This window comes from Piscinibacter sp. HJYY11, assembly GCF_016735515.1.
In the GTDB taxonomy this organism is placed as follows: domain Bacteria; phylum Pseudomonadota; class Gammaproteobacteria; order Burkholderiales; family Burkholderiaceae_C; genus Rhizobacter.
The window spans coordinates 3,492,644-3,511,651 of sequence record NZ_JAERQZ010000001.1; the positions used below are offsets into that span (position 1 = coordinate 3,492,644).

The following is a 19,008-nucleotide window of genomic DNA, read 5'->3' on the forward strand; positions in this document are numbered from 1 at the left end:
ATTGGACCCCACCGCCCACCTGCTGGAGCGCCTGCTGCTCGGTGCGCTGCTGCCGGTGTGGATGCTGGCCGGGCTGGCCGACTGGGCTTGCCACCGGCGCGAGCGCATCGAATTGAGCGCGGGCTGGAAGGAATCGGCCCTGCACCTGCTGATGCTCGGCGAGCTCGGGCTCGCGGTGCTGCTGCTGCTCTGGTGCCAGGTCACCGCGACGGTGCTGCTGCTGGTGCTCGTGGCCTGCGTGCTGCACGAGATCACGCTCTGGCTCGACCTCACCTATGCGAGCAGCAAGCGCGTGATCCCACCCATCGAGCAATGGGTGCACGGCCTGCAGATGGGACTGCCCTGGCTGGGCCTGCTCACGCTGTGCATTGCCCATCGCGGGCAGGCGCTGGCGCTGCTCGGGCTCGGCCCCGAGGCGGTCGACTGGTCGCTTCGCCTGCGCGAGCCGCCGGTGCCCGCCGCGGCCAAGGCGGCGGTGCTGGCCGGGGCGGCGCTGATGGTGGTGCTGCCCTTCCTGCAGGAGTGGCAACGCGCGCGGGCGGTCAGACCGGCTTCGCCACCATCAGGTAGAACACGATGACCAGGCCAAAGAAGGCCGGCACGCCGAGCGCCGTCCAGATCCACAGGAAGCGCCAGTAGCGCGGCGGCAGGGGCTGGCCGCGCGCATCGGCCTCGCGCGCCAGGTCGCGCATCTTGAGCTGGATCCACACCACCGGCAGCCAGCACGCCCCGGCGAGCAGGTAGAGGCCGTAGCTCCACATCAGCCACTTGCTGGTGAGCGGGAGGCCGGCGAGGTGCGCCATGTACCAGCCGGTGAGCGGCTGCAGGATGATCGTCGTGGTGGTGAACCACAGGTCGGCCTGCACGACCTTGTGCGCGACGACCGCGACAGGCCGCGGGTCGCCCGTCTTGCGCACCGCGAGGCTCGTGAAGAGCAGGTAGTAGGCCGAGCCGATGCCGGTGCCGAAGAGCACCGTCGACGACAGGATGTGCAGCCACTTGACGATCAGGTATTCCATGGCGGTCTCTCGAGGCGACGCTCGAGCACCATCAGCAAGGCGATGGCGGCGAGCATCGGGAGGTTTTTCAGGATGGGGCCGAACGGGTGCAGCCAGAACTCGGGCAGGCGCCAGGTGATGAGCACCGTGTAGCCGAGGATCAGGCCGATCTGCGCGAGCCACAGGAGCGGACGATGGCGCTTCAGCGTGAGCGTGAGCACGCCCAGCGCGAGGTCGAGCACCGCGGCGCCATAGAGCAGCAGCGGCGCCAGGGCACCCCCGACGCCCAGTTGCGCGAGCAGCGCGTAGCTGCCTTCGACCGGGTAGACGCCGAGCGAAAGCACGCCGGTGACGATCCACACCAGCGCGATGCTCACGCGCAGGAGCGGCAGCAGCCACCCGAGCTGGGCCATCACGCTCGCGGCCGGCAGCTGCTCGCGCGTGATGAACTGGCTCACGGGGCGCGGCGGGCGGCCGAGCAGGGCGGTGGTGTCGGTGGCCGGGGCGGTGTTGCCGCGCTCGAGCATGGCGAGGCTCTCGTCGTCGAGCAGCGCGCCTGGCCACCAGCGGCCGGCCTTCGCGACCAGGCGCACCAGCGGCATCGGCACCGGCCATGCGGCGGTGGGTGGCAGCCCCAGCGCCGCGCGCAGGCGGGCGAGAAACTCGCGCAGCGCGAGCGGCTCGGGGCCGACGAGCGCGATGCGCCGGCTGCGCGCCTCGGGCCGCTCGATGAGCTTGACCAGCGCCTGCACCAGGTCGTCGATGTGGATCGGCTGCACCTGCTGCGAGCCTTTGCCCGGCAGCATCAGCACCGGCAGGCTCGCGAGCAGGTTGAAGAGCCGGGCGCTGGCACCACCGGGCCCGTAGACGAGTGACGGCTGCACGACGCTCGCCTGCAACGGCAGCGCGAGCAGCGTGTCGTCGGCGGCCTTCTTGCTCAGGTGGTAGCGGCTGCGCGCATGGGTGTCGGCCCCGAGCGCCGAGAGCTGCACCACCCGGCGCACGCCCGCGGCCACGCAGGCACGAAAGAGCGCGATCGGCGCGGCTTCGTGCAGCGTGTCGAAACGCTGGGCGCCGTGCTCCCGCAGGATGCCGACCGTGTTCACCACCACGTCGATGCCTGTCAGGCGACCTTGCCAGTCGGCGGGCTGCTGGTCGCGCGTGAAATCACCCGCGATCTGCGCACGCACGCCCGGCAGCGCCCGGCCGGGCGTGCGCACTGCCGCCACCACCTCGTGCCCGGCCTGTGCCAGTGCGATCGCGAGATGACGGCCGATGAAGCCGGTCGCACCCGTCAGCAGCACCTTCATCGCGCGCCCCCGGTGGCCGAGGCATGGCATTTGCCGAAGTCCGTCATGCAGGAGTCCGGCAAGGCATGTGCCTCTCGCCGCACATCAAGGAGAGACGATGAAGACATGGACACAGGCGCTGCGCGCGGGGGTGTGGCCGGGCATGGCGGCCGGGGTGTTGTCACTGGGCATGCTGGCCTGGCGCGGCCGCAAGGAGACGGGCAGCGCGTTCGCACCCGTCAACGCGCCGAGCCACTGGCTCTGGAGCGACCGCGCCCTGCGGCGCGACGACGCAAGCTGGCGCTACACCGGTGTCGGCCTGCTCGTGCACCAGGGCGCGGCCTTGTTCTGGGGCGTTCTTTACGAACGTTTCTTCGCCAGCCGGCAACCGGCGCATCCGCTGCATGCCGACCTGCGCGATGCGGCGGTGGCCACTGCAGCGGCCGCGACGGTCGATTTCGTGATGACGCCGAAGCGGTTCACGCCCGGATTCGAGAAGCGCCTGTCGGTGCAGGGCCTGGTGTGGGTGTATGCGGGGTTTGCGCTCGGGGTGGCGCTGGGCAGCCGGGCGGTGCGGCGGCGCGGGGTGCGCTGAAGACTTGGCGCGTCCGGCTGGGATCGAACCAGCAACCCCTGCCTTCGGAGGGCAGTACTCTATCCATTGAGCTACGGACGCGCAGGGCCGCGATTCTAGCGCGCGCCTCTTTCACGACCGGTGGCGCGGGGTCGGCTGTTTATAATCCCGCGGTTTTGCGCCACGCCCTTACGCCAACCACTGAAGCGGCCAGCCTTCGAGGATTTCATGAGCGACCACCATCACGCCACCGAACACGATGACGCCCCGCATGAAGGGCCGATCAAGAACGTCAAGCAGCTCGTCGCTGCGGTGATCTTCGCCTTCGTCGTGCCGATCGCCGTCATCGTGCTGCTGGTCAGCCGCGTGGGCGCCGACACCCGTGCCGGTGCCGGCAGCGACAGCCTGAAGCCTGAGACCGTGGCCCGCCGCATCCAGCCGGTTGCCACCGTGGAAGTGAAGGACGCCTCCGATCTCGCGTCGCTCGCCAGTGGCGAAAAGGTCTTCACCACGCAATGCGCGGCCTGCCATGCGGCCGGCGTGGCCGGTGCGCCCAAGCTGGGCGACACCGCCGCGTGGGCCCCGCGCCTGGCGCAGGGCTTCGAGGTGCTGCTGAACAGCGCCCTCAAGGGCAAGGGCGCGATGGGCCCGCAAGCCGGCGGCGATTTCAGCGACTTCGAGATCGCCCGCGCGGTGGTGTTCCTCGGCAACAAGAGCGGCGGCAAGCTGGCCGAGCCGAAGGCGCCCGCGGCGGCCTCGGCAGCGTCCAACTGAGCGGCCTTCACGCTCCCGAACAAGCCGACCTGCGGGTCGGCTTTTTCATGCCCGGAAAGGGTCATGCATCCAGTTGCGCCGGTGCTGCGTAGAGGGCTCTAGCGGCTGCCCGGCCGCTCCATCCCTTTCCACTGAATGCCTGGAGATGACCATGAAAAACACCCTCTTGCTCGCCGGCCTGGCCGCTCTCGTGTCGGCCTGCTCCACCACCCCTGCCCCGATGATGGTCGACAACATGGCGCTGCCCGACGCGGTGCGCGCGCCGGCCGGCACCAAGCAGACGATGTGGACGGTGGGCCGCGGCGAGCTGACCTACGAGTGCCGCGAGAAGAAGGACATGCCCGGCCAGTTCGAGTGGGCCTTCGTCGGCCCGGTGGCCACGCTCTATGGCCCCGGTGACAAGGTCGTCGGCAAGTACTACGGCGGCCCGACCTGGGAGTCGAACGACGGCTCGAAGGTCACCGGCAAGCAGGTCGCCGTGGCGCCCGGCGGCGCCGGCAACATCCCGCTGCAGCTGGTGAAGGCCGACCCGGCGACGGGCAATGGCGCCATGCAAGGCGTGGCCTACATCCAGCGCCTGAACACCAAGGGCGGCGTGGCGCCGAGCGCAGCCTGCACCGCAGCCGCCAAGGGCCAGCGCCAGCAGGTGGCCTACGCGGCCGACTACGTGTTCTACGGCATGTGAGCGGCGGCTGCGGCACCGCGCTCACGCTGAGGGCTGAGGCGGTGGCCGTAGCGGCGGGGCAGCTCGGCCGCGCTGCAGTCTTCAGGACGCCAGTGGCCGGCTTCGATCGCGTCGGCCGCGGTTTCCATGTCGAGCGTGTGCACGATGCCGAGGCCGAGGTCGGTGGCGAGGTAGAGCCGACCGTTCTCGTCGACGAGGGCCGCCTCGAAGCGGGCGTCGCGGCCGGTGTGCGAGCGGATGCCGGGTGCCTGGCCTGCGCGTGCGTCGAGGCGCCAGATCCAGGGCGCCGACTCCAGCTCCACGTAGACACGCTGCGGGCCGTTCTGGAAAAACCAGTCGCCGTGTTCGTCGTGCTCGTAGTTGCGCTCGATGAACTCGCGCAGCTTGTCGTGGTTGATGCGGCTGCCTTTCACCGTGGGGAAGGGGCCTGCGGCCTGGATGCGGTCGTCGCGCATGTACCAGTCGCCGCGCGCGTCGAGCGCCAGCCAGCCGTAGCAGGCCGGCACGTTGGGCCACTTCTTCAATGCGGCTTTGACGATGTCATCCATGGCGGTCTCCGACGTGTTGCCCCATCCAGCCCATCACTTGTTCCGGAAGCGTGAGCACATGGCCGGGCCAGCGGCCGCGCGGGAAGCCCACATGGCCCCCATGCTCCGGCTGCCACAGTGTCACGAACGAGCCGACCTCGTGCTGCTTCGGCAGGCTGGCAGCAGGGATGAAAGGGTCATTGCGTGCGTTGATCGCGAGTGCGGGGATGCGGATGCGGTGCAGGTGCGGCTTGGCCGATCCGCGGGCCCAGTAGTCCTCGGTGTTGCGGAAGCCGTGCAGCGGCGCGGTGAAGATGTTGTCGAAGTCGTAGAGGTCGCGCGCACGCTGCAGCGCCTGGCCGTCGAAGAGGCCAGGGTGCTGCTGCAGCTTCTGCAGTGCCTTGGGCACCATCGTGCGCAGGAACATGCGGGTGTAGACCTGACGGTTGAAGCCACGCCCGATGGCGGCCCCGCCCGCGGCGAGGTCGAGCGGCGAGCAGACCGAGCACACCGCGCTCACCGTCTGCGAGCCGGTCTCGCCCGCTTCTTCGGCCCAGCGCATCAGCGCATTGCCGCCAAGCGACACCCCCACCGCCACCATCGGCCCGGTGTGGCCGGCCCGCAGGCGCTGCAGCACCCACCCGATCTCCTCGAAATCGCCCGAGTGGTAGGCCCGCGGGGCGAGGTTGAGCTCGCCCGAGCAGCCACGGAAGTGCGGCACCGCATAGCGCCAGCCGTTTTGCCGCGCCCAGTGGGCGAAGGCGCGGGCGTAGTGGCTGTCGGACGAGCCTTCGAGGCCGTGGAAGAGCACGAGCATCGGGCGCACCCGGCCGTCGTCGTCCGGCGTGACCTGGAAGTCGACGTCGATGAAGTCCTGGTCGGGCGTGGTCCAGCGCTCACGCCGGTAGACCGGCCGCGGCCCCTGGTGGCTGCGCGCGAACAGCGCGGGCCAGATCGTCTGCAGGTTGCCGCCCCACGGGCCATCGCCCGCGAGCCAGCGCGGCGCGCGGTAGTCAATCATGCTTCAGTGCAGGACAGAAGGCGTTTCGCCGACCTCAGGCAACTCCTGCGCAGTGCCCGGGCTTGCATGATGCGCCACCAGGCGCCAGCCGAGCGAGGTCTTCACGTACACATTGGTCGCCAGCACCCAGGCCATCTGCGGCCCTTCGTCGGTGAGCACCTGGATGCGCTCGACCACGCTGTGCACCGCGCTGTCGTGCGTCTGCACGCGGCGCACGCGCTCGGGGCGGGCGTCGATGGCGCCGTTGCCGAACATCGCCTCGAAGGCGGTGCGGATGGCCGCCGGGCCGATCATGCGCGGCCCGTTGGGGTGCACGCAGCAGATGTCGTCTTCGTCCGACCACACGGCCATCAGCTTCTCGATGTCGGCCCGCTGCAGGGCTTCGTAGAACTGCGCCTCGGCATCGTCGGACGAGGTCATCAGGGCGATCTCGGGCGGCTTGTTCGGACGCGGCATCGGGTTCCTGTCTCTTCTGAAAGACGACGTCAGTGAAAGACGACGGTTTTCTGGCCGTTGAGAAGCACGCGGTGCTCCACGTGCCAGCGCACGGCACGCGCGAGCACCATGCACTCGACGTCGCGGCCCACCGCCGTGAAGTCTTCGGCGCTGAGCGAATGATCCACACGCGCGACGTCCTGCTCGATGATGGGGCCTTCGTCGAGCTCGGGCGTCACGTAGTGCGCGGTGGCGCCGATCAGCTTCACGCCGCGGTCGTGCGCCTGGAAGTAGGGCTTGGCGCCCTTGAAGCTCGGCAGGAAGCTGTGGTGGATGTTGATCGCGCGCCCCTTGAGGAAGGCGCAGAACCCGGGGCTCAGGATCTGCATGTAGCGCGCGAGCACGACCAGGTCGACCTCGTGCTCGGTGACCAGCGCCTCCACCTTCTGCTCCTGCGCACGCTTGGCCTCGGCCGGGGCGCCGGCGGCGAGCGGCAGGTGGTGGAAGGGGATGCCGTAGCGTTCCGCCAGCTCGGCGAACACGGCGTGGTTCGAGACCACCGCGGGGATGTCGACCTCGAGCTGCCCCGAGTGCCAGCGGTACAGCAGGTCGTTCAGGCAGTGTCCGTGCTGGCTCACCATCAGCAGCAGGCGCGGCTTGCGTGCGAGGCTGTGGAACTTGGCTTCCATGCCGAACTGCTCGCGCACGCTGGTGAACAGGCGGTTAAGCGTGTCGGTGTCGGCCAGGTGCGGTGGCGCCTCGAAGTGCACCCGCATGAAGAAGAGGCCGGTGGCGTGCGCGCTGCCCTGGTCGGGCAGGTCGCCGAACTGCTGCGAGTCGACGATGTTGCAGCCCGCCTGGTAGAGCAGGCCCGAGACGGCGTAGACGATGCCCTTGGCATCGCGGCACGAGAGCGTGAGGACGAATTCGCGCGAGCGCGGTGCAGTGGACGGCGGCATGGCGCGGAATTGTACGGACGGGCCTCGCTTTGCACGCAAGACGCCGGCATGATCCCCACCTCATCAAACGTCCATCATGCGCACTGATCCCACCGCCTGGACCGAACGCAGCCGTGAGCTCTCCCAGTTGCTGGCCAAGAGCGGCCTCGGCGACCGTGCGGCTTTCGCACAGCTCTACGAGCGCACCAGCCCGCATCTGTTCGGGGTGGTGCTGCGTATCAACCGGGACAGGGCCCAGGCCGAAGACGTGCTGCAGGAGGTCTATGTCAACGTGTGGCGGGCGGCGCAATCCTTCGATGCGGCGCAAAGCCAGCCCTTGACCTGGCTCACCAGCATCGCGCGCAACCGGGCCATCGACAGCCTGCGCCGCCGGCAGGCGGAGCCGCAGACCCAGCCCGCGCTGCTGTCGAGCGAGGGCGATGAGGAACGAGACGTGTATGACGATGTGGCCGACACCGCCCCCGGGCCGCTGGCCTTGCTGAGCCAGGCTGCCGATGCGCGCGCGCTCGGCCAGTGCATGCAGGGCCTGAGCCCGCAGCAACGGCAGAGCGTGGCGCTGGCCTTCTACGACGGCCTGAGCCATGCCGAGGTGGCCGAGCAGATGCGCCAGCCGCTGGGCACGGTGAAGTCGTGGGTGCGGCGGGCGCTGCTGGCCTTGAAGGCCTGCCTCGATGGCGCCGTGGTGCGTGACATGCGCGACCTGCAGGCGGAATGACGACGATGGACTACAGCCGCCCCGAACTCGCCGACCGCCTCGCCGCCGCCTACGTGGCCGGCACGCTGCGTGGTGCGGCGCGCCGCCGCTTCGTCGCGCTGACCCGCGTGCACCCGGGCTTGCGCCAGGCCGTGCGCGACTGGGAAGCGCGGCTGATGCCGCTCACCGCCGCGGTCGAGCCGGTGACGCCGCCGCCGCAGGTGTGGCAGGCCATCCAGCGTCGCATTGCGCCGGTGGTCGCGTCCGGCCCTGCGGCCGCGCAGCCGGGCTGGTGGGGGCGGCTTGCGGTGTGGCGCGCGCTGACAGGCATCGCCACCACCGCGGCGGTCACGCTCGCAGTGCTGCTGGTGCAGCCGCCGCCTGCGCAGCCGCCGATCGTCGTCGTGCTGTCGGCCGCCGGAGCTCAGGCCGGCGCCGACGGCGTGGTGCCGGCGTCGTTCGTCGCCAGCATCAGCGGCGACGGGCGTGCACTCGTCACGCGGCCGATCCAGCAGGTGTCGTTGCAGGCCGACAAGGCCCTGGAGCTCTGGGCCGTGCCGCCGCAGGGGGCGCCTCGTTCGCTCGGCCTCATCTCGGCCCAGGGGGCGACGGTGGTGCAGCGCGGCCGGGTGCTCGACAACACCGCGGCCCTTGCCGTAAGCCTGGAGCCACCCGGCGGCTCGCCCACCGGAGCACCCACCGGGCCCATCCTCTACATCGGCAAGCTGACGTCCTGAGTCGACGGTGGTGCGGCGTCGGGCAGGAGCACGCTGAAGGTCGAGCCCTTGTCGAGCACGCTGTTCACGTCGATGCGGCCGTGCATCAGCGTGACGAGACCGCGGGTGATGGCCAGGCCGATGCCGGTGCCTTCGATGCCGCTGCGCCGCTGGCCGAGCCGGTTGAAGGGCTCGAAGAGGCCGGGCAGGTGCGCGGGCGCGATGCCCACGCCGTTGTCGATGACCCGCAGCACCACCATGCGGCCGTCGTCGGGGTGTGCTTCCAGCCGCACTTCGCCGCCGCGGCGGTTGTACTTGATCGCGTTGCTGAGCAGGTTGATCACCACCTGGCGCAGCCGTGTCGGGTCGGCGCGCACGAGCAATGGGTCGTCGAGGCGGCCCCAGTGCAGGCTCACGCCGGCGGCCATCGCGGCCGGCTCCAGCATGTCGGCGCACTCGCGCAGCAGCTCGGGCAGCGGCACGTCGACGAGGTCGATCGACAACTGGCCTGCCTCGATGCGCGAGTGGTCGAGCAGGTCGTTGATCATGCGCAGCAGGTGCTCGCCCGATTCGCGCACCAGCCCGAGCCGGTGGCGCTGGCCGGCGCTCAAGGGGTCGGCCTGGTCGAGCTCCATCAGCTGCGAGAAGCCGAGCACCGCATTGAGCGGCGTGCGCAGCTCGTGGCTCATGCGCGAGAGGAACTCGGTCTTGGCGCGGTTGGCGGCTTCGGCGGCCGCGGCCAGCTCGCGCGCGCGCTCGAGCTCGCGGTAGTCGGTGATGTCCTCCAGGTAGCCGTGCCAGACGATCGCGCCATCGGACTCGACACGCGGCGACGATACGCCGAGCATCCAGCGCAGCCGGCCATCCGGGTGCTGGTAGCGGAACTCGATGCGGCGCGCCACCTGGCTGTGGGTCCAGTCTTCCAGCATGCGGTTGGTGCGCTGACGGTCGGCTGGGTCGATGCGGCTGAACAGCACGCCGGCGTTCTGCATCAGCGCCTGCGGGTCCAGGCCCAGCACGTCGTGGCAGCGCTCGCTGACGTAGGGGAAGACACCGAGGCCGTTGCGCGGCAGCCGGAACTGGTACAGCAGTCCCGGCACGTGGCGGGTGATCTGGCGCAGGCGTTCGTCGCGCTCGGCGCTGTCGTGCTCGGCCTGGCGGCGCTGCGTGACGTCGCTGATCGTGCCCACCATGCGGCGCGGTGAGCCGTCGGGGGCCCACTCGACGATGCGGCCGCGTTCGGCGAGCCAGCGCCAGGAACCGTCTTTCGCCCGCGCGCGGTATTCGCTTTCGTAGGCGGGGGTCTTGCCGGCCGCGTGGGCCTGGTAGGCCGCCTCGTTGCCGGCCAGGTCCTCCGGATGGATGAGCTTGTCCCAGGCCTGCTGCGTGTGGGCCATGTCGCCCACCTGGTAGCCGAGCAGGGCCACGCTGCCATCCATGCCGCTCAGCGCGTCTTCCGCCACGTCCCACGCCCACACCGAGGTGCCGGCGCCGACCAGCGCCTCGCTCATCAGTTGGCGAGCGTCGATGTCCATGGCTCAGTTTTTCATCTGGGCATCGCTCAACGCATCGTCCAGCGCGGCCTGCACCCGCTCGGGCGGCACGCCGGTGAGGCAGCGGTAGTGGCCGTAGCGGCAGGTGCGCTCGAAGCAGGGCATGCAGTCGAGCTGCAGCTCGTCCTTCAGCCACAGCACGCGGGCGTGCGGGCTGAGCGGCGGCGTGTGTTCGGGGCTGGTCGACCCGAAGACCGCCACCTGCGGGATGCGGAAGGCGGCGGCCATGTGCATCAGGCCCGAGTCGTTGCTGACCACGCCGCGGCTGCCGGCGATCAGCGCCATCGCGTCGATCAGTGTCGTCTTGCCGGCGAGCACGCGACAGGCGCCGGGCGCGGCGCTCGCGATCTCTTCGCACAGCGCCGCTTCCTTGCCCGAGCCCAGCAGCACCACCGGCTGGCCGTGGCGGGCGTGCAGCTCACGCGCGAGCTGCGCGTAGTGGCTCGCAGGCCAGATCTTGGCCGGGCCGTATTCGGCACCGGGGGCGAAGACCCAGTAGCTTTGAGGTGTGAGGCCGAGCGGCGCGGTGACCGACTGCAGTCGCTCGGCCGGGAAGCTCAGGCGCGGCGCTTCCGTCACCGCGGGTTCGCCGCTGAGTGCGCGGTAGAACGCCACCATCGGCGGCCGCCCGCCGGGGTTGGGCCGGCGCTCGCTGAGCAGCAGGTAGCGTCCTTCGCCGTGGTAACCGACGCGCCGCGGGATGCGGGCGAAGAACGGGATCAGCGCCGCCTTCAGCGAATTGGGCAGCACGTAGGCGGTGTCGAATCGCCCCTGCAGCTCACGCGCGATGCGGCGCCGCCCCGACCAATCGAGCCGGCCATGCGCAAACGGCAGCTCGATCACCTCGGCCACCTGCGGCATCGCGTGATAGACCGGCGCGACCCAGGGCAGGGCGGCAACCGTCAGCCGCTCGCCACGCGCAGCGAGGGTGCGCAGCAGCGGCTCCGACATCACCGCGTCGCCTATCCACTGCGGCGCGATGACCAAGGACCTCATGTCAGCCCCTCGGCCGACGGGTACGTCGGCCGATCCCCCGAGGGGATGCGGGCCGGCTTGGGGACGGCCCGGCGCTCGGCCCTCATGCGATCAGTGGTGGCTCGAGAGCTTCTCGCCGGCCTTCAAGCGGTAGACCGTGCCGCAATACGGGCACTTGCCTTCGCCCGTGGTGGCCACGTCGATGAAGACCTTGGGGTGCCCGCTCCAGAGTGTCATCTTGGGGTTGGGGCAGGCAATGACGCCGGGGCCCTGCAGGTCGCGGGCGAGCAGTTCGATGGGGGCTTGGGTGTCGCTCATGTCAACCTCTTCAGACAGCGGTCAGCCACTCGGCGTACTTCGCATTGCGGCCGTTCACGATGTCGAAGAAAGCGCTCTGGATCTTCTCGGTGATGGGGCCACGCGAGCCCTGGCCGATCTGCACGCGATCGAGTTCGCGGATGGGCGTCACTTCGGCGGCGGTGCCGGTGAAGAAGGCCTCGTCGCAGATGTAGACCTCGTCCCGCGTGATGCGCTTTTCCTTCAGCTCGAGGCCGAGGTCCTTGCAGATCGCGAACACCGTGTTGCGGGTGATGCCGTTGAGCGCACCGGCCGACAGGTCGGGCGTGTAGACCACGCCGTTCTTGATGACGAAGAGGTTCTCGCCGGCGCCTTCGGAGACGAAGCCGCTGGCGTCGAGCAGCAGGGCCTCGTCATAGCCATCGTCGGTGGCTTCCATGTTGGCGAGGATGGAGTTGGTGTAGTTGCTCACCGCCTTGGCCTGCGTCATCGTGATGTTGACGTGGTGGCGGGTGTAGCTCGAGGTCTTCACGCGGATGCCGCGCTTCAGGCCTTCTTCACCGAGGTAGGCGCCCCAGGACCAGGCGGCGACCATCAGGTGGATCTTGTTGCCCTTGGGCGAGACGCCCAGCTTCTCGGAGCCGATCCAGGTGAGCGGGCGCAGGTAGCAGCTCTTCAGGTTGTTGGCCTTCACGACCGCGCGCTGCGCCTCGATCACTTCGTCGATCGAGAAGGGGATCTTCATGCGCAGGATCTTGGCGCTGTTGAAAAGCCGCTCGGTGTGCTCGCGCAGGCGGAAGATCGCGGTGCCATTCACCGTGTCGTAAGCGCGCACTCCTTCAAAGGCGCCACAGCCGTAATGCAACGTGTGCGACAGCACGTGGATCCTGGCGTCGCGCCAGTCGATCAACTGGCCGTCCATCCAGATTTTTCCGTCGCGGTCTTCCATGGACATGGAGCTCATCCTCAGTGTTTGGCAATGCGCGCGATTCTACGAGCGGGCACTTGCGACCCCCGGCTCCCGGGGGCGCGCAATGCGGGGTGGCTTCCTATAGTGATCTGCATGGTCGCCGTGGCATCCGGGAGGCTCGGCAGTCGTTCACAGGTGAAGCCATGAAGCACTCGTTTTCGAAATGGTCGGTCCTGGTCGTGCTGGCGTTTTCGGTCATCCCGGCGGAGCCCCGGCGCGGCGTCGTGCCTGCAGACGTGGTCGAGCGCGTGGGCGAGCCCTCGAACGTCGCGCTCGTGCTGGCCGCCCTGGCCCTGATCGGCCTGATGCTGCTGCTGCGACGGCGCCCCGACTGAGCGGCACGCAGGGCTAGGAGCTCAGGCCTCGGGCGGTGTCGGGCGGGTGAGTTCCCAGCGGCGCAGCTTGCCGCCTTCGAACACCAGCGTGACCCGGCTGTCGCCGCCGTCGCGCCAGGCCCAGGTCTCCGGTGTCTCGCTGACGCGCTCACCCAGGCTGCGCGTCAGCGCGATCACCTGCATCAAGGTCATGCCGTCCTTGAGCTTGGCGTTGAGCATCACGGCGCTTCCCACCTCGCCCTTGGGGGCCGCGGCAGCATTCTTCATCACCCGCAAGGCGCGGCTGAACTGCAGCAGCAACCAGAACACGATGGCCGACACGACCATCACCACGCCCTGCCAGCCGTAGTTCAGCCAGCCGGCGACCAAGGCCACGAAGGCCAGGCCCCACCCCACGATCGGATTCATGCGCGCGATGGTAGGTGCGCAGGAGGCGCCGCCGCCTGCGTGGTTCCCGCAATCAGGCGCGCGGCCGGCGGTGAAAGTGGATCGGCTTGGCCGCCGCCGGCGGGCTGGCCTTGGCGTCGCACCCGGCATCGCAGCCGCAGCCCGTGGGCGCCAGCGCCGCGCGGCGCATGGGCTTGCCGAGGAACGCCGGCCACGGCCAATGCTGCAGCCGCTGGGCCAGCCCGCGGCGCAGCGACGAGGGCATCAGCACCCACGCCGCATACACGGTGCAGGCCGCCACGATCAGCATGACGATCAGCTCTTGCACCTCAGCCCCCCAGCCACAGCACCGTGCGGTAGGTGATGAACGACGCGATGTAGGCCAGCCCGAAGAGGTAGGCCGCCATCAGCAGCGGATAGCGCCAGGAGTTGGTCTCGCGCTTGACGACCGCCAGCGTGGCCAGGCACTGCGGCGCAAACACGAACCAGGCGATCAGCGCATAGGCCGTCGCCAGCGACCAGCCCTGCACGATCATCGGCACCAGCGCATCGGCCACCTGGTCTTCGGGCACCGACAGCGCGTACACCGTGCCGAGCGCGCCCACCGCCACCTCGCGGGCCGCGAGGCCTGGCACCAGCGCAATCGAGATCTGCCAGTTGAAGCCGATCGGCTCGAAGATGACCTGCAGCGCACGGCCCAGCATGCCGGCGTAGCTGTGCTCGATGGCCGAGCCTGCGGCCCCGTCCGGCGGCGCCGGGTAGCTGGCCAGGAACCACAGCAGCACCGTGAGCGCGAAGATGATGCCGCCCACCCGCTTCAGGAAGATCATCGCCCGCTCCCACAGCCCGATCGCGAGGTTGCGCAGGCTGGGCCAGTGGTAGGGCGGCAGCTCCAGCATCAGCGGCTGGTAGTTCGACTTGCTCCACACCCGCTTCAGGGCCCAGGCGACGAGCATCGCCGACACCACGCCCGCCACGTACAGGCCGAAGAGCGTGAGACCCTTGAGGTTGAACGGGCCGACATGGCGCTCGGGGATGAAGGCGCCGATCAGGAGCGCATACACCGGCAGCCGCGCCGAGCAGGTCATCAGCGGCGCGATCATGATCGTCGCCAGCCGGTCGCGCCAGTTGGGGATGGTGCGCGCGGCCATGATGCCGGGGATGGCGCAGGCGAAGCTGGACAGCAGCGGGATGAACGCGCGGCCCGACAGCCCCACCTTGCCCATCACGTTGTCGAGCAGGAAGGCGGCGCGCGGCAGGTAGCCCGAATCCTCGAGCACGAGGATGAAGAAGAAGAGGATCAGGATCTGCGGCAGGAAGACGATCACGCCGCCCGCGCCGGCCACGATGCCGTCGACCAGCAGGCTGCGCAGCGGGCCGTCGGCCATGTGCGCCTTGATCTGGTCGCCGACCCAGGCCACGCTGCCTTCGATCGCATCCATCGGCGCCGAGGCCCAGGCAAACACCGCCTGGAAGATGAGGAACAGCAGCACCGCGAGCAGCAGGAGGCCCGCCACCGGGTGCATCACCACCGCGTCGAGCTTGTGGTTGAAGCGCTTGAACTGCATCGCGCCGGGCGCGGCCACCGCGAGGATGCGGCGCACCTCCCGCTGCAGCTCGGCCGGGCTCGGCGCTGCGCCGGCCACCGCAGCCGCCGCCGGCCACTGCGCCTGCTGCTCCAGCTGCGCCAGCAACGCGGCATGCCCCTGGCTCTGCACGGCGACGGTCTCCACCACCGGCATGCCCAGCTCGGCGGAGAGCCTGGCCACGTCGATCTGCAGGCCGCGCGAGCGCGCCACGTCGGCCATGTTGAGCGACAGCATCATCGGCCGGCCCAGGCGCTTGAGCTCGAGCACCAGGCGCAGGTTCATCGGCAGGTTGGTCGCGTCGACCACGGCGACGATCGCATCGGGCGCCGCTTCGTCGCTGCGCTGGCCGAGCACCACGTCGCGGGTGACGGTCTCGTCGGGCGTCGAGGGCGTGAGGCTGTAGGCGCCGGGCAGGTCGATCACCGAGACGGCGCGGCCGCTCTTGAGCGTGACGGTGCCGACCTTGCGCTCGACGGTCACGCCGGCGTAGTTGGCCACCTTCTGGCGCGCGCCGGTCAGCAGGTTGAAGAGCGCGGTCTTGCCGCAGTTCGGGTTGCCGACGAGGGCGATGCGCAGGGCAGAGGTGCTGCTCATGGCGTGGCGCCTTTCGCGTTCACTTCGACGCACTGCGCCTCGGCCAGCCGCAGGGCGAACAGCGTCTCGCCGATCTGCACCGCCAGCGGCTCGCGGCCGCCCGGGCCGCGGCGCAGCACCTGCACCGGCTCACCGGGCAGGAAGCCCAGTTCGGCCAGGCGACGCAGCATCGCGGCGTCGGCGGGTTCGGAGCCTGCGCTCAGCGCCGCCACCGTGCTGCGGGTGCCGTTCGGCAGGTCGGAAAGACGGGAAACAGGCATCGCGGCATCTGCTGAGAAGCGAGATGCAAATGATAATCGATCTTATCTAGAAGACGAGCGTGTGGCCTCTGCCTCCAGCCGGCCCACGCGGCCGGTGCGCAGCGCGTCCGCCCAGTCGACGCGGCCATGGCGCTCGGCCTGCCGGGCGGCGGCTTCATGGTCGTAGGCCACCTTGCGCAGCTTGAGGCCCCAGCCTTCGGGCTGGCGCGTCAGCACCGCGTAGCGCGCATGCGGCGAGCCGGTCTCGATCACGTGCGGGTGCGGATGGGCGTCGTCGTAGGCGGGCAGGCCCACGCTGCCCGGATTCACCAGCATGCGGCCATCGGCGAGGCGCTCGCAGCGCGGCACGTGGGTATGGCCGCAGAGCACGAGCGCCTGCGGCACGCCCCGCATCGCGTCGCCCAGGCGCTGCAGCAGCTCGTCGCGCGTGGCGGCGCGCACGCCGGGTGAGCCGCCACGCACGTGGCCGGGCGTCACCGTCTCCATCAGGTAGTGCAGGTCGCTCGTCGGCGTGCCGTGGCACATCAGCAGGTCGTCGCGCCAGCGCAGCGTGGCCGGCAACGACGCGAGCCACACCCGGTGCTCGGCGCGCAGCTCGCCGTGGGTGTGGCGATCGGTCGCGCTCATCGTCTCGGGGGCCTGCGTGAGCAGCTGCCGCTCGTGGTTGCCGGCGAGCGTGGGCCAGCCGAGCGGCATCAGGCGATGGGCCGTCTCGGCCGGCCACAGCGGGCCGCTGACGATGTCGCCCAGGTTGAGGAAGGCGTCGACCGACTGGGCCCGGGCGTCGGCGAGCACGGCCTCCAGCGCGGGCAGGTTGCCGTGGATGTCGCTGAGGACGGCGAGTTTCACGGTCGCCCCGTGCTCACTTCGCCGGCTCGGCGGGCTTGCGTGGGTAGGCCGTGGCGTCCAGGCGGGTGGTGTAGACCGTGCCGATGAAGGCCCAGCGCCATGTCTCGGTGACCACGATGTCGGTCAGCAGCCGGTCGCCCGCCTGCCGGCGCAGGTCTGCGAAGGCGCGCTGCTGCCGGTCGTTGACGTTGATGGGCAGGAAGAGCGCCACCTGCATGCCCGAAGCTTCGGCCGAGATCCGCTGGCCCTTGTAGGGGTCGATCTGGGTGCGGTCGGTCACCGTGCTGCCGCTGAAGTCGACGGGCACCCCCTGGCAGGCTGCGAGAAGGCTGGCGGATGCGAGAAGGGGAACCCACGAACGCTTCATGACACCTCCTTGATCGCATCGCCGGTGACCGTGACGCAGCGCTGCGTCGCCAGCAGCCACCAGTTCCAGTGCTCGACGACGCTCACGTTGACGAGGCTGGTGGCGCCCGGCACGCTGGCCAGGGCGTCCTGGTAGGCGCGCTCCACCCGCTCGTTGAGGCCGATGGGCAGGAACGAGTACACGGGGAAGAGCAGCCCCAGCGAGCCGCAGCCCTTGCCCTCGGCCTGGCCCAGCACCTGGTACTTCGCCGGTGGAAGCGGCGCGACGTTGGTCGGCGTCGACGCGCAGCCGGCCAGCAGGCCGGCCATCGGCAGCGCGGTCAGGAGGCGCCGCAGGGATCGGGGAGTCGGTGTCGTCATCGAGGGCTTTCGGCGTGGACCGGGGTCTCGGCCGATTCTGCCCGTGGGGTGGCGCGCTCGCTCAGAGAGTCCGCACCAGATCCAGTGCCTGTTCGATTCTTTCAACCGCGTGCACGGTGAGCCCTTCGATCGCCTTCTTCGGCGCATTGGCCTTGGGCACGATGGCCACGCTGAAGCCGAGCTTGGCTGCTTCCTTCAGCCGCTCCTGCCCGCGCGGCGCGGGCCGCACCTCGCCGGCCAGGCCCACTTCGCCGAAGGTGATGAAGCCGCGCGGCAACGGCTTGCCCCGCAGGCTGCTCTGGATGGCGAGCATCACCGCGAGATCGGCCGCCGGCTCGCTGATGCGCACGCCGCCGACCGCGTTGACGAACACGTCCTGGTCCATGAAAGCGACACCGGCATGGCGGTGCATCACCGCCAGCATCATCGCGAGGCGGTCGCGGTCGAGGCCCACGGAGAGGCGGCGCGGGCTCGGCCCGCCCGAGTCGACCAGCGCCTGGATCTCCACCAGCATCGGCCGTGTGCCTTCCAGCGTGACCAGCACGCAGGCGCCGGCCACCGGCTCGCCGTGCGTCGAGAGGAAGATCGCGCTCGGGTTGGCCACGCCCTTCAGGCCCTTTTCCGTCATCGCGAAGACGCCGATCTCGTTGACCGCGCCGAAGCGGTTCTTGATCGCGCGCACCAGGCGGAAGCTCGAATGCGTGTCGCCCTCGAAGTACAGCACCGTGTCGACGATGTGCTCCAGCACGCGCGGGCCGGCGAGCGCGCCTTCCTTTGTCACATGGCCCACCAGCACGATGGCCGTGCCGCTGCTCTTGGCGATGCGCACGAGCTGCGCCGCACATTCGCGCACCTGGGCGACCGAGCCGGGCGCCGAGGTGAGCTCTTCGCTATACATGGTCTGGATCGAGTCGATCACGCAGACCGTGGGCTGCTCGGCTTCGAGCGTGGCGCTGATCTTCTCGAGGTTGATCTCGGCGACCACGCGCACCTGCGAGCCGTCGAGCCCGAGGCGGCGCGAGCGCAGCGCCACCTGCGCGCCCGACTCCTCGCCGGTCACGTAGAGCGTGGGCACCGTCTTCGAGAGCGCATCGAGCGCCTGAAGCAGCAGCGTCGACTTGCCGATGCCCGGGTCACCGCCGATCAGCACCACCCCACCGGCCACGATGCCGCCGCCGAGCACCCGGTCGAGCTCCTCGATGCCGGTCGGCCGGCGGTCGACGTCGGTGGCCTCGATCTCGCTCAGCGTGGCCACCGGCTGCGGCGCGGCCAGCGACTGGAAGCGGTGTTGTTTCGACGCGCCCTCGGCCACGCCTTCGACCAGCGTGTTCCAGGCGTTGCAATGCGGGCACTTGCCCAGCCACTTCGGGCTCGTGCCGCCGCATTCGCTGCAGGTGTAGACAGACTTGGTTTTGCTCACCCGGCGACTGTAGCCGCCGGGCTGGCTCGCCTCGTGAGCCTGCGCAGGCCACGTCGCAGCAGCCCGCCCAGCCGGCCATGCCAGGTCGGGTCGCGCTCGAAGCGCAGCAGCACCTCGTGCTCGGCCTCGATCACGACACGGCGCTCCCGCTGCAACTCGAAGCACTCGCCGTGGTGCAGGAAATGGTCGCCCAGATCGTCCTGCTGCGTGACCCAGACGCGGCCACCGCCGACCACGCGCATCCGTGCCGGGGCTTGTTGCCAGGCGAGCACTTCGCCGGCTTGCAGACGAAGGGTGACGGGGGGTGTGAATCGGACCATGGCGTTCTCCTGTCTCGTGGGCATTCAGTGTGTCCAGGCCCGGGTGCCGCCGCCATATCCA

Annotated in this window: 26 protein-coding genes and 1 tRNA gene; 7 read left to right on the top strand and 20 right to left on the bottom strand. The window is 69.9% G+C overall.

Annotated features, from left to right (window positions below):
- The first annotated feature begins 1 nt into the window (after nucleotide 1).
- Entirely contained in the window at nucleotides 2-580 is a 579-nt protein-coding gene (locus JI745_RS16185; RefSeq protein WP_201808997.1) for a diguanylate cyclase, read from the top strand.
- On the opposite strand, the gene JI745_RS16190 is transcribed toward JI745_RS16185, so the two are convergent.
- Nucleotides 543-1,019 (bottom strand): DUF2269 domain-containing protein, encoded by a 477-nt coding sequence (locus JI745_RS16190; RefSeq protein ID WP_201809000.1) that lies wholly within the window; start codon nucleotides 1,017-1,019, stop codon nucleotides 543-545. The two genes, JI745_RS16185 and JI745_RS16190, sit on opposite strands and share 38 nt — an antisense overlap.
- Nucleotides 1,007-2,308 (bottom strand): NAD(P)H-binding protein, encoded by a 1,302-nt coding sequence (locus tag JI745_RS16195; RefSeq protein WP_201809003.1) that lies wholly within the window; start codon nucleotides 2,306-2,308, stop codon nucleotides 1,007-1,009. The genes JI745_RS16190 and JI745_RS16195 overlap by 13 nt, the downstream gene beginning before the upstream one ends.
- Nucleotides 2,309-2,405: 97 nt before the next feature.
- On the opposite strand from JI745_RS16195, the gene JI745_RS16200 reads away from it, so the two are divergent.
- A complete protein-coding gene (locus JI745_RS16200) occupies nucleotides 2,406-2,882 on the top strand; it encodes a hypothetical protein (RefSeq protein ID WP_201809006.1) in 477 nt (158 codons plus the stop codon).
- Nucleotides 2,883-2,887: 5 nt separating this feature from the next.
- On the opposite strand, the gene JI745_RS16205 is transcribed toward JI745_RS16200, so the two are convergent.
- A tRNA-Arg gene (locus JI745_RS16205) sits at nucleotides 2,888-2,963 on the bottom strand.
- Between the two features lie 126 nt (nucleotides 2,964-3,089).
- Between JI745_RS16205 and JI745_RS16210 the strand changes: the two genes are divergently transcribed.
- On the top strand, nucleotides 3,090-3,635 hold the full coding sequence (locus JI745_RS16210; RefSeq protein ID WP_201809009.1) for a cytochrome c5 family protein: 546 nt from the start codon (nucleotides 3,090-3,092) through the stop codon (nucleotides 3,633-3,635).
- Between the two features lie 151 nt (nucleotides 3,636-3,786).
- Nucleotides 3,787-4,320, top strand: coding sequence for a DUF3455 domain-containing protein (locus tag JI745_RS16215; RefSeq protein ID WP_201809012.1), 534 nt, complete (start codon nucleotides 3,787-3,789; stop codon nucleotides 4,318-4,320).
- Here JI745_RS16215 and JI745_RS16220 read toward each other — a convergent pair.
- From JI745_RS16220 to purU, 4 genes are read right to left on the bottom strand one after another with little or no spacing between them, the layout of a single operon-like run.
- Nucleotides 4,308-4,868 (bottom strand): DUF2946 family protein, encoded by a 561-nt coding sequence (locus JI745_RS16220; RefSeq protein WP_201809014.1) that lies wholly within the window; start codon nucleotides 4,866-4,868, stop codon nucleotides 4,308-4,310. The two genes, JI745_RS16215 and JI745_RS16220, sit on opposite strands and share 13 nt — an antisense overlap.
- The gene (locus JI745_RS16225; protein WP_201809021.1) at nucleotides 4,861-5,868 is read right to left on the bottom strand and encodes a YheT family hydrolase; all 1,008 of its coding nucleotides are present in this window, start codon (nucleotides 5,866-5,868) and stop codon (nucleotides 4,861-4,863) included. The genes JI745_RS16220 and JI745_RS16225 overlap by 8 nt, the downstream gene beginning before the upstream one ends.
- Nucleotides 5,869-5,871: 3 nt before the next feature.
- Complete coding sequence (locus tag JI745_RS16230) at nucleotides 5,872-6,324, bottom strand: nuclear transport factor 2 family protein (RefSeq protein WP_201809023.1); 453 nt, start codon at nucleotides 6,322-6,324, stop codon at nucleotides 5,872-5,874.
- 29 nt (nucleotides 6,325-6,353) lie between these two features.
- Nucleotides 6,354-7,262: a formyltetrahydrofolate deformylase gene (purU, locus tag JI745_RS16235; protein ID WP_201809038.1), complete on the bottom strand. Its 909-nt coding sequence runs from the start codon at nucleotides 7,260-7,262 to the stop codon at nucleotides 6,354-6,356.
- A gap of 76 nt (nucleotides 7,263-7,338) precedes the next feature.
- On the opposite strand from purU, the gene JI745_RS16240 reads away from it, so the two are divergent.
- Entirely contained in the window at nucleotides 7,339-7,977 is a 639-nt protein-coding gene (locus JI745_RS16240; RefSeq protein WP_201809040.1) for a sigma-70 family RNA polymerase sigma factor, read from the top strand.
- A 5-nt stretch (nucleotides 7,978-7,982) separates the two neighbouring features.
- Nucleotides 7,983-8,693, top strand: a complete 711-nt coding sequence (locus JI745_RS16245) for an anti-sigma factor domain-containing protein (RefSeq protein WP_201809059.1) — start codon at nucleotides 7,983-7,985, stop codon at nucleotides 8,691-8,693.
- On the opposite strand, the gene JI745_RS16250 is transcribed toward JI745_RS16245, so the two are convergent.
- The 4 genes from JI745_RS16250 to JI745_RS16265 form a co-directional block, all read right to left on the bottom strand.
- Nucleotides 8,669-10,207, bottom strand: coding sequence for a PAS domain-containing protein (locus tag JI745_RS16250; protein WP_201809061.1), 1,539 nt, complete (start codon nucleotides 10,205-10,207; stop codon nucleotides 8,669-8,671). The two genes, JI745_RS16245 and JI745_RS16250, sit on opposite strands and share 25 nt — an antisense overlap.
- 3 nt (nucleotides 10,208-10,210) lie before the next feature.
- Complete coding sequence (gene waaF / locus JI745_RS16255) at nucleotides 10,211-11,221, bottom strand: lipopolysaccharide heptosyltransferase II (protein WP_201809069.1); 1,011 nt, start codon at nucleotides 11,219-11,221, stop codon at nucleotides 10,211-10,213.
- 90 nt (nucleotides 11,222-11,311) lie between these two features.
- On the bottom strand, nucleotides 11,312-11,518 hold the full coding sequence (locus JI745_RS16260) for a zinc-finger domain-containing protein (RefSeq protein ID WP_201809071.1): 207 nt from the start codon (nucleotides 11,516-11,518) through the stop codon (nucleotides 11,312-11,314).
- Nucleotides 11,519-11,528: 10 nt separating this feature from the next.
- On the bottom strand, nucleotides 11,529-12,452 hold the full coding sequence (locus JI745_RS16265) for a branched-chain amino acid transaminase (RefSeq protein WP_404932815.1): 924 nt from the start codon (nucleotides 12,450-12,452) through the stop codon (nucleotides 11,529-11,531).
- 158 nt (nucleotides 12,453-12,610) lie between these two features.
- Here JI745_RS16265 and JI745_RS16270 point away from each other — a divergent pair, with 158 nt between their 5' ends.
- On the top strand, nucleotides 12,611-12,802 hold the full coding sequence (locus JI745_RS16270) for a PEP-CTERM sorting domain-containing protein (protein WP_201809076.1): 192 nt from the start codon (nucleotides 12,611-12,613) through the stop codon (nucleotides 12,800-12,802).
- A gap of 21 nt (nucleotides 12,803-12,823) precedes the next feature.
- Here the strand turns inward: JI745_RS16270 and JI745_RS16275 are convergent, their stop codons facing one another.
- The 9 genes from JI745_RS16275 to JI745_RS16315 all read right to left on the bottom strand — a co-directional run bounded on the left by JI745_RS16275 (nucleotide 12,824) and on the right by JI745_RS16315 (nucleotide 18,947).
- Nucleotides 12,824-13,210 (bottom strand): hypothetical protein, encoded by a 387-nt coding sequence (locus JI745_RS16275; protein ID WP_201809078.1) that lies wholly within the window; start codon nucleotides 13,208-13,210, stop codon nucleotides 12,824-12,826.
- Nucleotides 13,211-13,262: 52 nt separating this feature from the next.
- A complete protein-coding gene (locus tag JI745_RS16280; protein ID WP_201809080.1) occupies nucleotides 13,263-13,517 on the bottom strand; it encodes a hypothetical protein in 255 nt (84 codons plus the stop codon).
- A 1-nt stretch (nucleotide 13,518) separates the two neighbouring features.
- Nucleotides 13,519-15,372, bottom strand: coding sequence for a ferrous iron transporter B (locus JI745_RS16285; protein ID WP_201809081.1), 1,854 nt, complete (start codon nucleotides 15,370-15,372; stop codon nucleotides 13,519-13,521).
- A complete protein-coding gene (locus JI745_RS16290; protein ID WP_201809083.1) occupies nucleotides 15,369-15,632 on the bottom strand; it encodes a FeoA family protein in 264 nt (87 codons plus the stop codon). Before JI745_RS16290 ends, JI745_RS16285 begins: the two co-directional genes overlap by 4 nt.
- A gap of 42 nt (nucleotides 15,633-15,674) precedes the next feature.
- Entirely contained in the window at nucleotides 15,675-16,481 is an 807-nt protein-coding gene (locus JI745_RS16295; protein ID WP_201809085.1) for a metallophosphoesterase, read from the bottom strand.
- Between the two features lie 13 nt (nucleotides 16,482-16,494).
- Entirely contained in the window at nucleotides 16,495-16,848 is a 354-nt protein-coding gene (locus JI745_RS16300; protein ID WP_201809088.1) for a hypothetical protein, read from the bottom strand.
- Nucleotides 16,845-17,207: a hypothetical protein gene (locus JI745_RS16305; protein WP_201809091.1), complete on the bottom strand. Its 363-nt coding sequence runs from the start codon at nucleotides 17,205-17,207 to the stop codon at nucleotides 16,845-16,847. The genes JI745_RS16300 and JI745_RS16305 overlap by 4 nt, the downstream gene beginning before the upstream one ends.
- Before the next feature lie 61 nt (nucleotides 17,208-17,268).
- Complete coding sequence (radA, locus tag JI745_RS16310; RefSeq protein ID WP_201809099.1) at nucleotides 17,269-18,627, bottom strand: DNA repair protein RadA; 1,359 nt, start codon at nucleotides 18,625-18,627, stop codon at nucleotides 17,269-17,271.
- Complete coding sequence (locus JI745_RS16315; RefSeq protein WP_201809101.1) at nucleotides 18,624-18,947, bottom strand: DUF2917 domain-containing protein; 324 nt, start codon at nucleotides 18,945-18,947, stop codon at nucleotides 18,624-18,626. The genes radA and JI745_RS16315 overlap by 4 nt, the downstream gene beginning before the upstream one ends.
- Between the last annotated feature and the right edge of the window lie 61 nt (nucleotides 18,948-19,008).

What these genes read in the sequence shown, in the direction of transcription:
- JI745_RS16190 (WP_201809000.1), bottom strand. Translation starts at nt 1,019, where the DNA reads ATGGAATACCTGATCGTCAAGTGGCTGCACATCCTGTCGTCGACGGTG.
- JI745_RS16195 (WP_201809003.1), bottom strand. Translation starts at nt 2,308, where the DNA reads ATGAAGGTGCTGCTGACGGGTGCGACCGGCTTCATCGGCCGTCATCTC.
- JI745_RS16200 (WP_201809006.1), top strand. Translation starts at nt 2,406, where the DNA reads ATGAAGACATGGACACAGGCGCTGCGCGCGGGGGTGTGGCCGGGCATG.
- JI745_RS16210 (WP_201809009.1), top strand. Translation starts at nt 3,090, where the DNA reads ATGAGCGACCACCATCACGCCACCGAACACGATGACGCCCCGCATGAA.
- JI745_RS16215 (WP_201809012.1), top strand. Translation starts at nt 3,787, where the DNA reads ATGAAAAACACCCTCTTGCTCGCCGGCCTGGCCGCTCTCGTGTCGGCC.
- JI745_RS16220 (WP_201809014.1), bottom strand. Translation starts at nt 4,868, where the DNA reads ATGGATGACATCGTCAAAGCCGCATTGAAGAAGTGGCCCAACGTGCCG.
- JI745_RS16225 (WP_201809021.1), bottom strand. Translation starts at nt 5,868, where the DNA reads ATGATTGACTACCGCGCGCCGCGCTGGCTCGCGGGCGATGGCCCGTGG.
- JI745_RS16230 (WP_201809023.1), bottom strand. Translation starts at nt 6,324, where the DNA reads ATGCCGCGTCCGAACAAGCCGCCCGAGATCGCCCTGATGACCTCGTCC.
- purU (WP_201809038.1), bottom strand. Translation starts at nt 7,262, where the DNA reads ATGCCGCCGTCCACTGCACCGCGCTCGCGCGAATTCGTCCTCACGCTC.
- JI745_RS16240 (WP_201809040.1), top strand. Translation starts at nt 7,339, where the DNA reads ATGCGCACTGATCCCACCGCCTGGACCGAACGCAGCCGTGAGCTCTCC.
- JI745_RS16245 (WP_201809059.1), top strand. Translation starts at nt 7,983, where the DNA reads ATGGACTACAGCCGCCCCGAACTCGCCGACCGCCTCGCCGCCGCCTAC.
- JI745_RS16250 (WP_201809061.1), bottom strand. Translation starts at nt 10,207, where the DNA reads ATGGACATCGACGCTCGCCAACTGATGAGCGAGGCGCTGGTCGGCGCC.
- waaF (WP_201809069.1), bottom strand. Translation starts at nt 11,221, where the DNA reads ATGAGGTCCTTGGTCATCGCGCCGCAGTGGATAGGCGACGCGGTGATG.
- JI745_RS16260 (WP_201809071.1), bottom strand. Translation starts at nt 11,518, where the DNA reads ATGAGCGACACCCAAGCCCCCATCGAACTGCTCGCCCGCGACCTGCAG.
- JI745_RS16265 (WP_404932815.1), bottom strand. Translation starts at nt 12,452, where the DNA reads ATGTCCATGGAAGACCGCGACGGAAAAATCTGGATGGACGGCCAGTTG.
- JI745_RS16270 (WP_201809076.1), top strand. Translation starts at nt 12,611, where the DNA reads ATGAAGCACTCGTTTTCGAAATGGTCGGTCCTGGTCGTGCTGGCGTTT.
- JI745_RS16275 (WP_201809078.1), bottom strand. Translation starts at nt 13,210, where the DNA reads ATGAATCCGATCGTGGGGTGGGGCCTGGCCTTCGTGGCCTTGGTCGCC.
- JI745_RS16285 (WP_201809081.1), bottom strand. Translation starts at nt 15,372, where the DNA reads ATGAGCAGCACCTCTGCCCTGCGCATCGCCCTCGTCGGCAACCCGAAC.
- JI745_RS16290 (WP_201809083.1), bottom strand. Translation starts at nt 15,632, where the DNA reads ATGCCTGTTTCCCGTCTTTCCGACCTGCCGAACGGCACCCGCAGCACG.
- JI745_RS16300 (WP_201809088.1), bottom strand. Translation starts at nt 16,848, where the DNA reads ATGAAGCGTTCGTGGGTTCCCCTTCTCGCATCCGCCAGCCTTCTCGCA.
- JI745_RS16305 (WP_201809091.1), bottom strand. Translation starts at nt 17,207, where the DNA reads ATGACGACACCGACTCCCCGATCCCTGCGGCGCCTCCTGACCGCGCTG.
- JI745_RS16315 (WP_201809101.1), bottom strand. Translation starts at nt 18,947, where the DNA reads ATGGTCCGATTCACACCCCCCGTCACCCTTCGTCTGCAAGCCGGCGAA.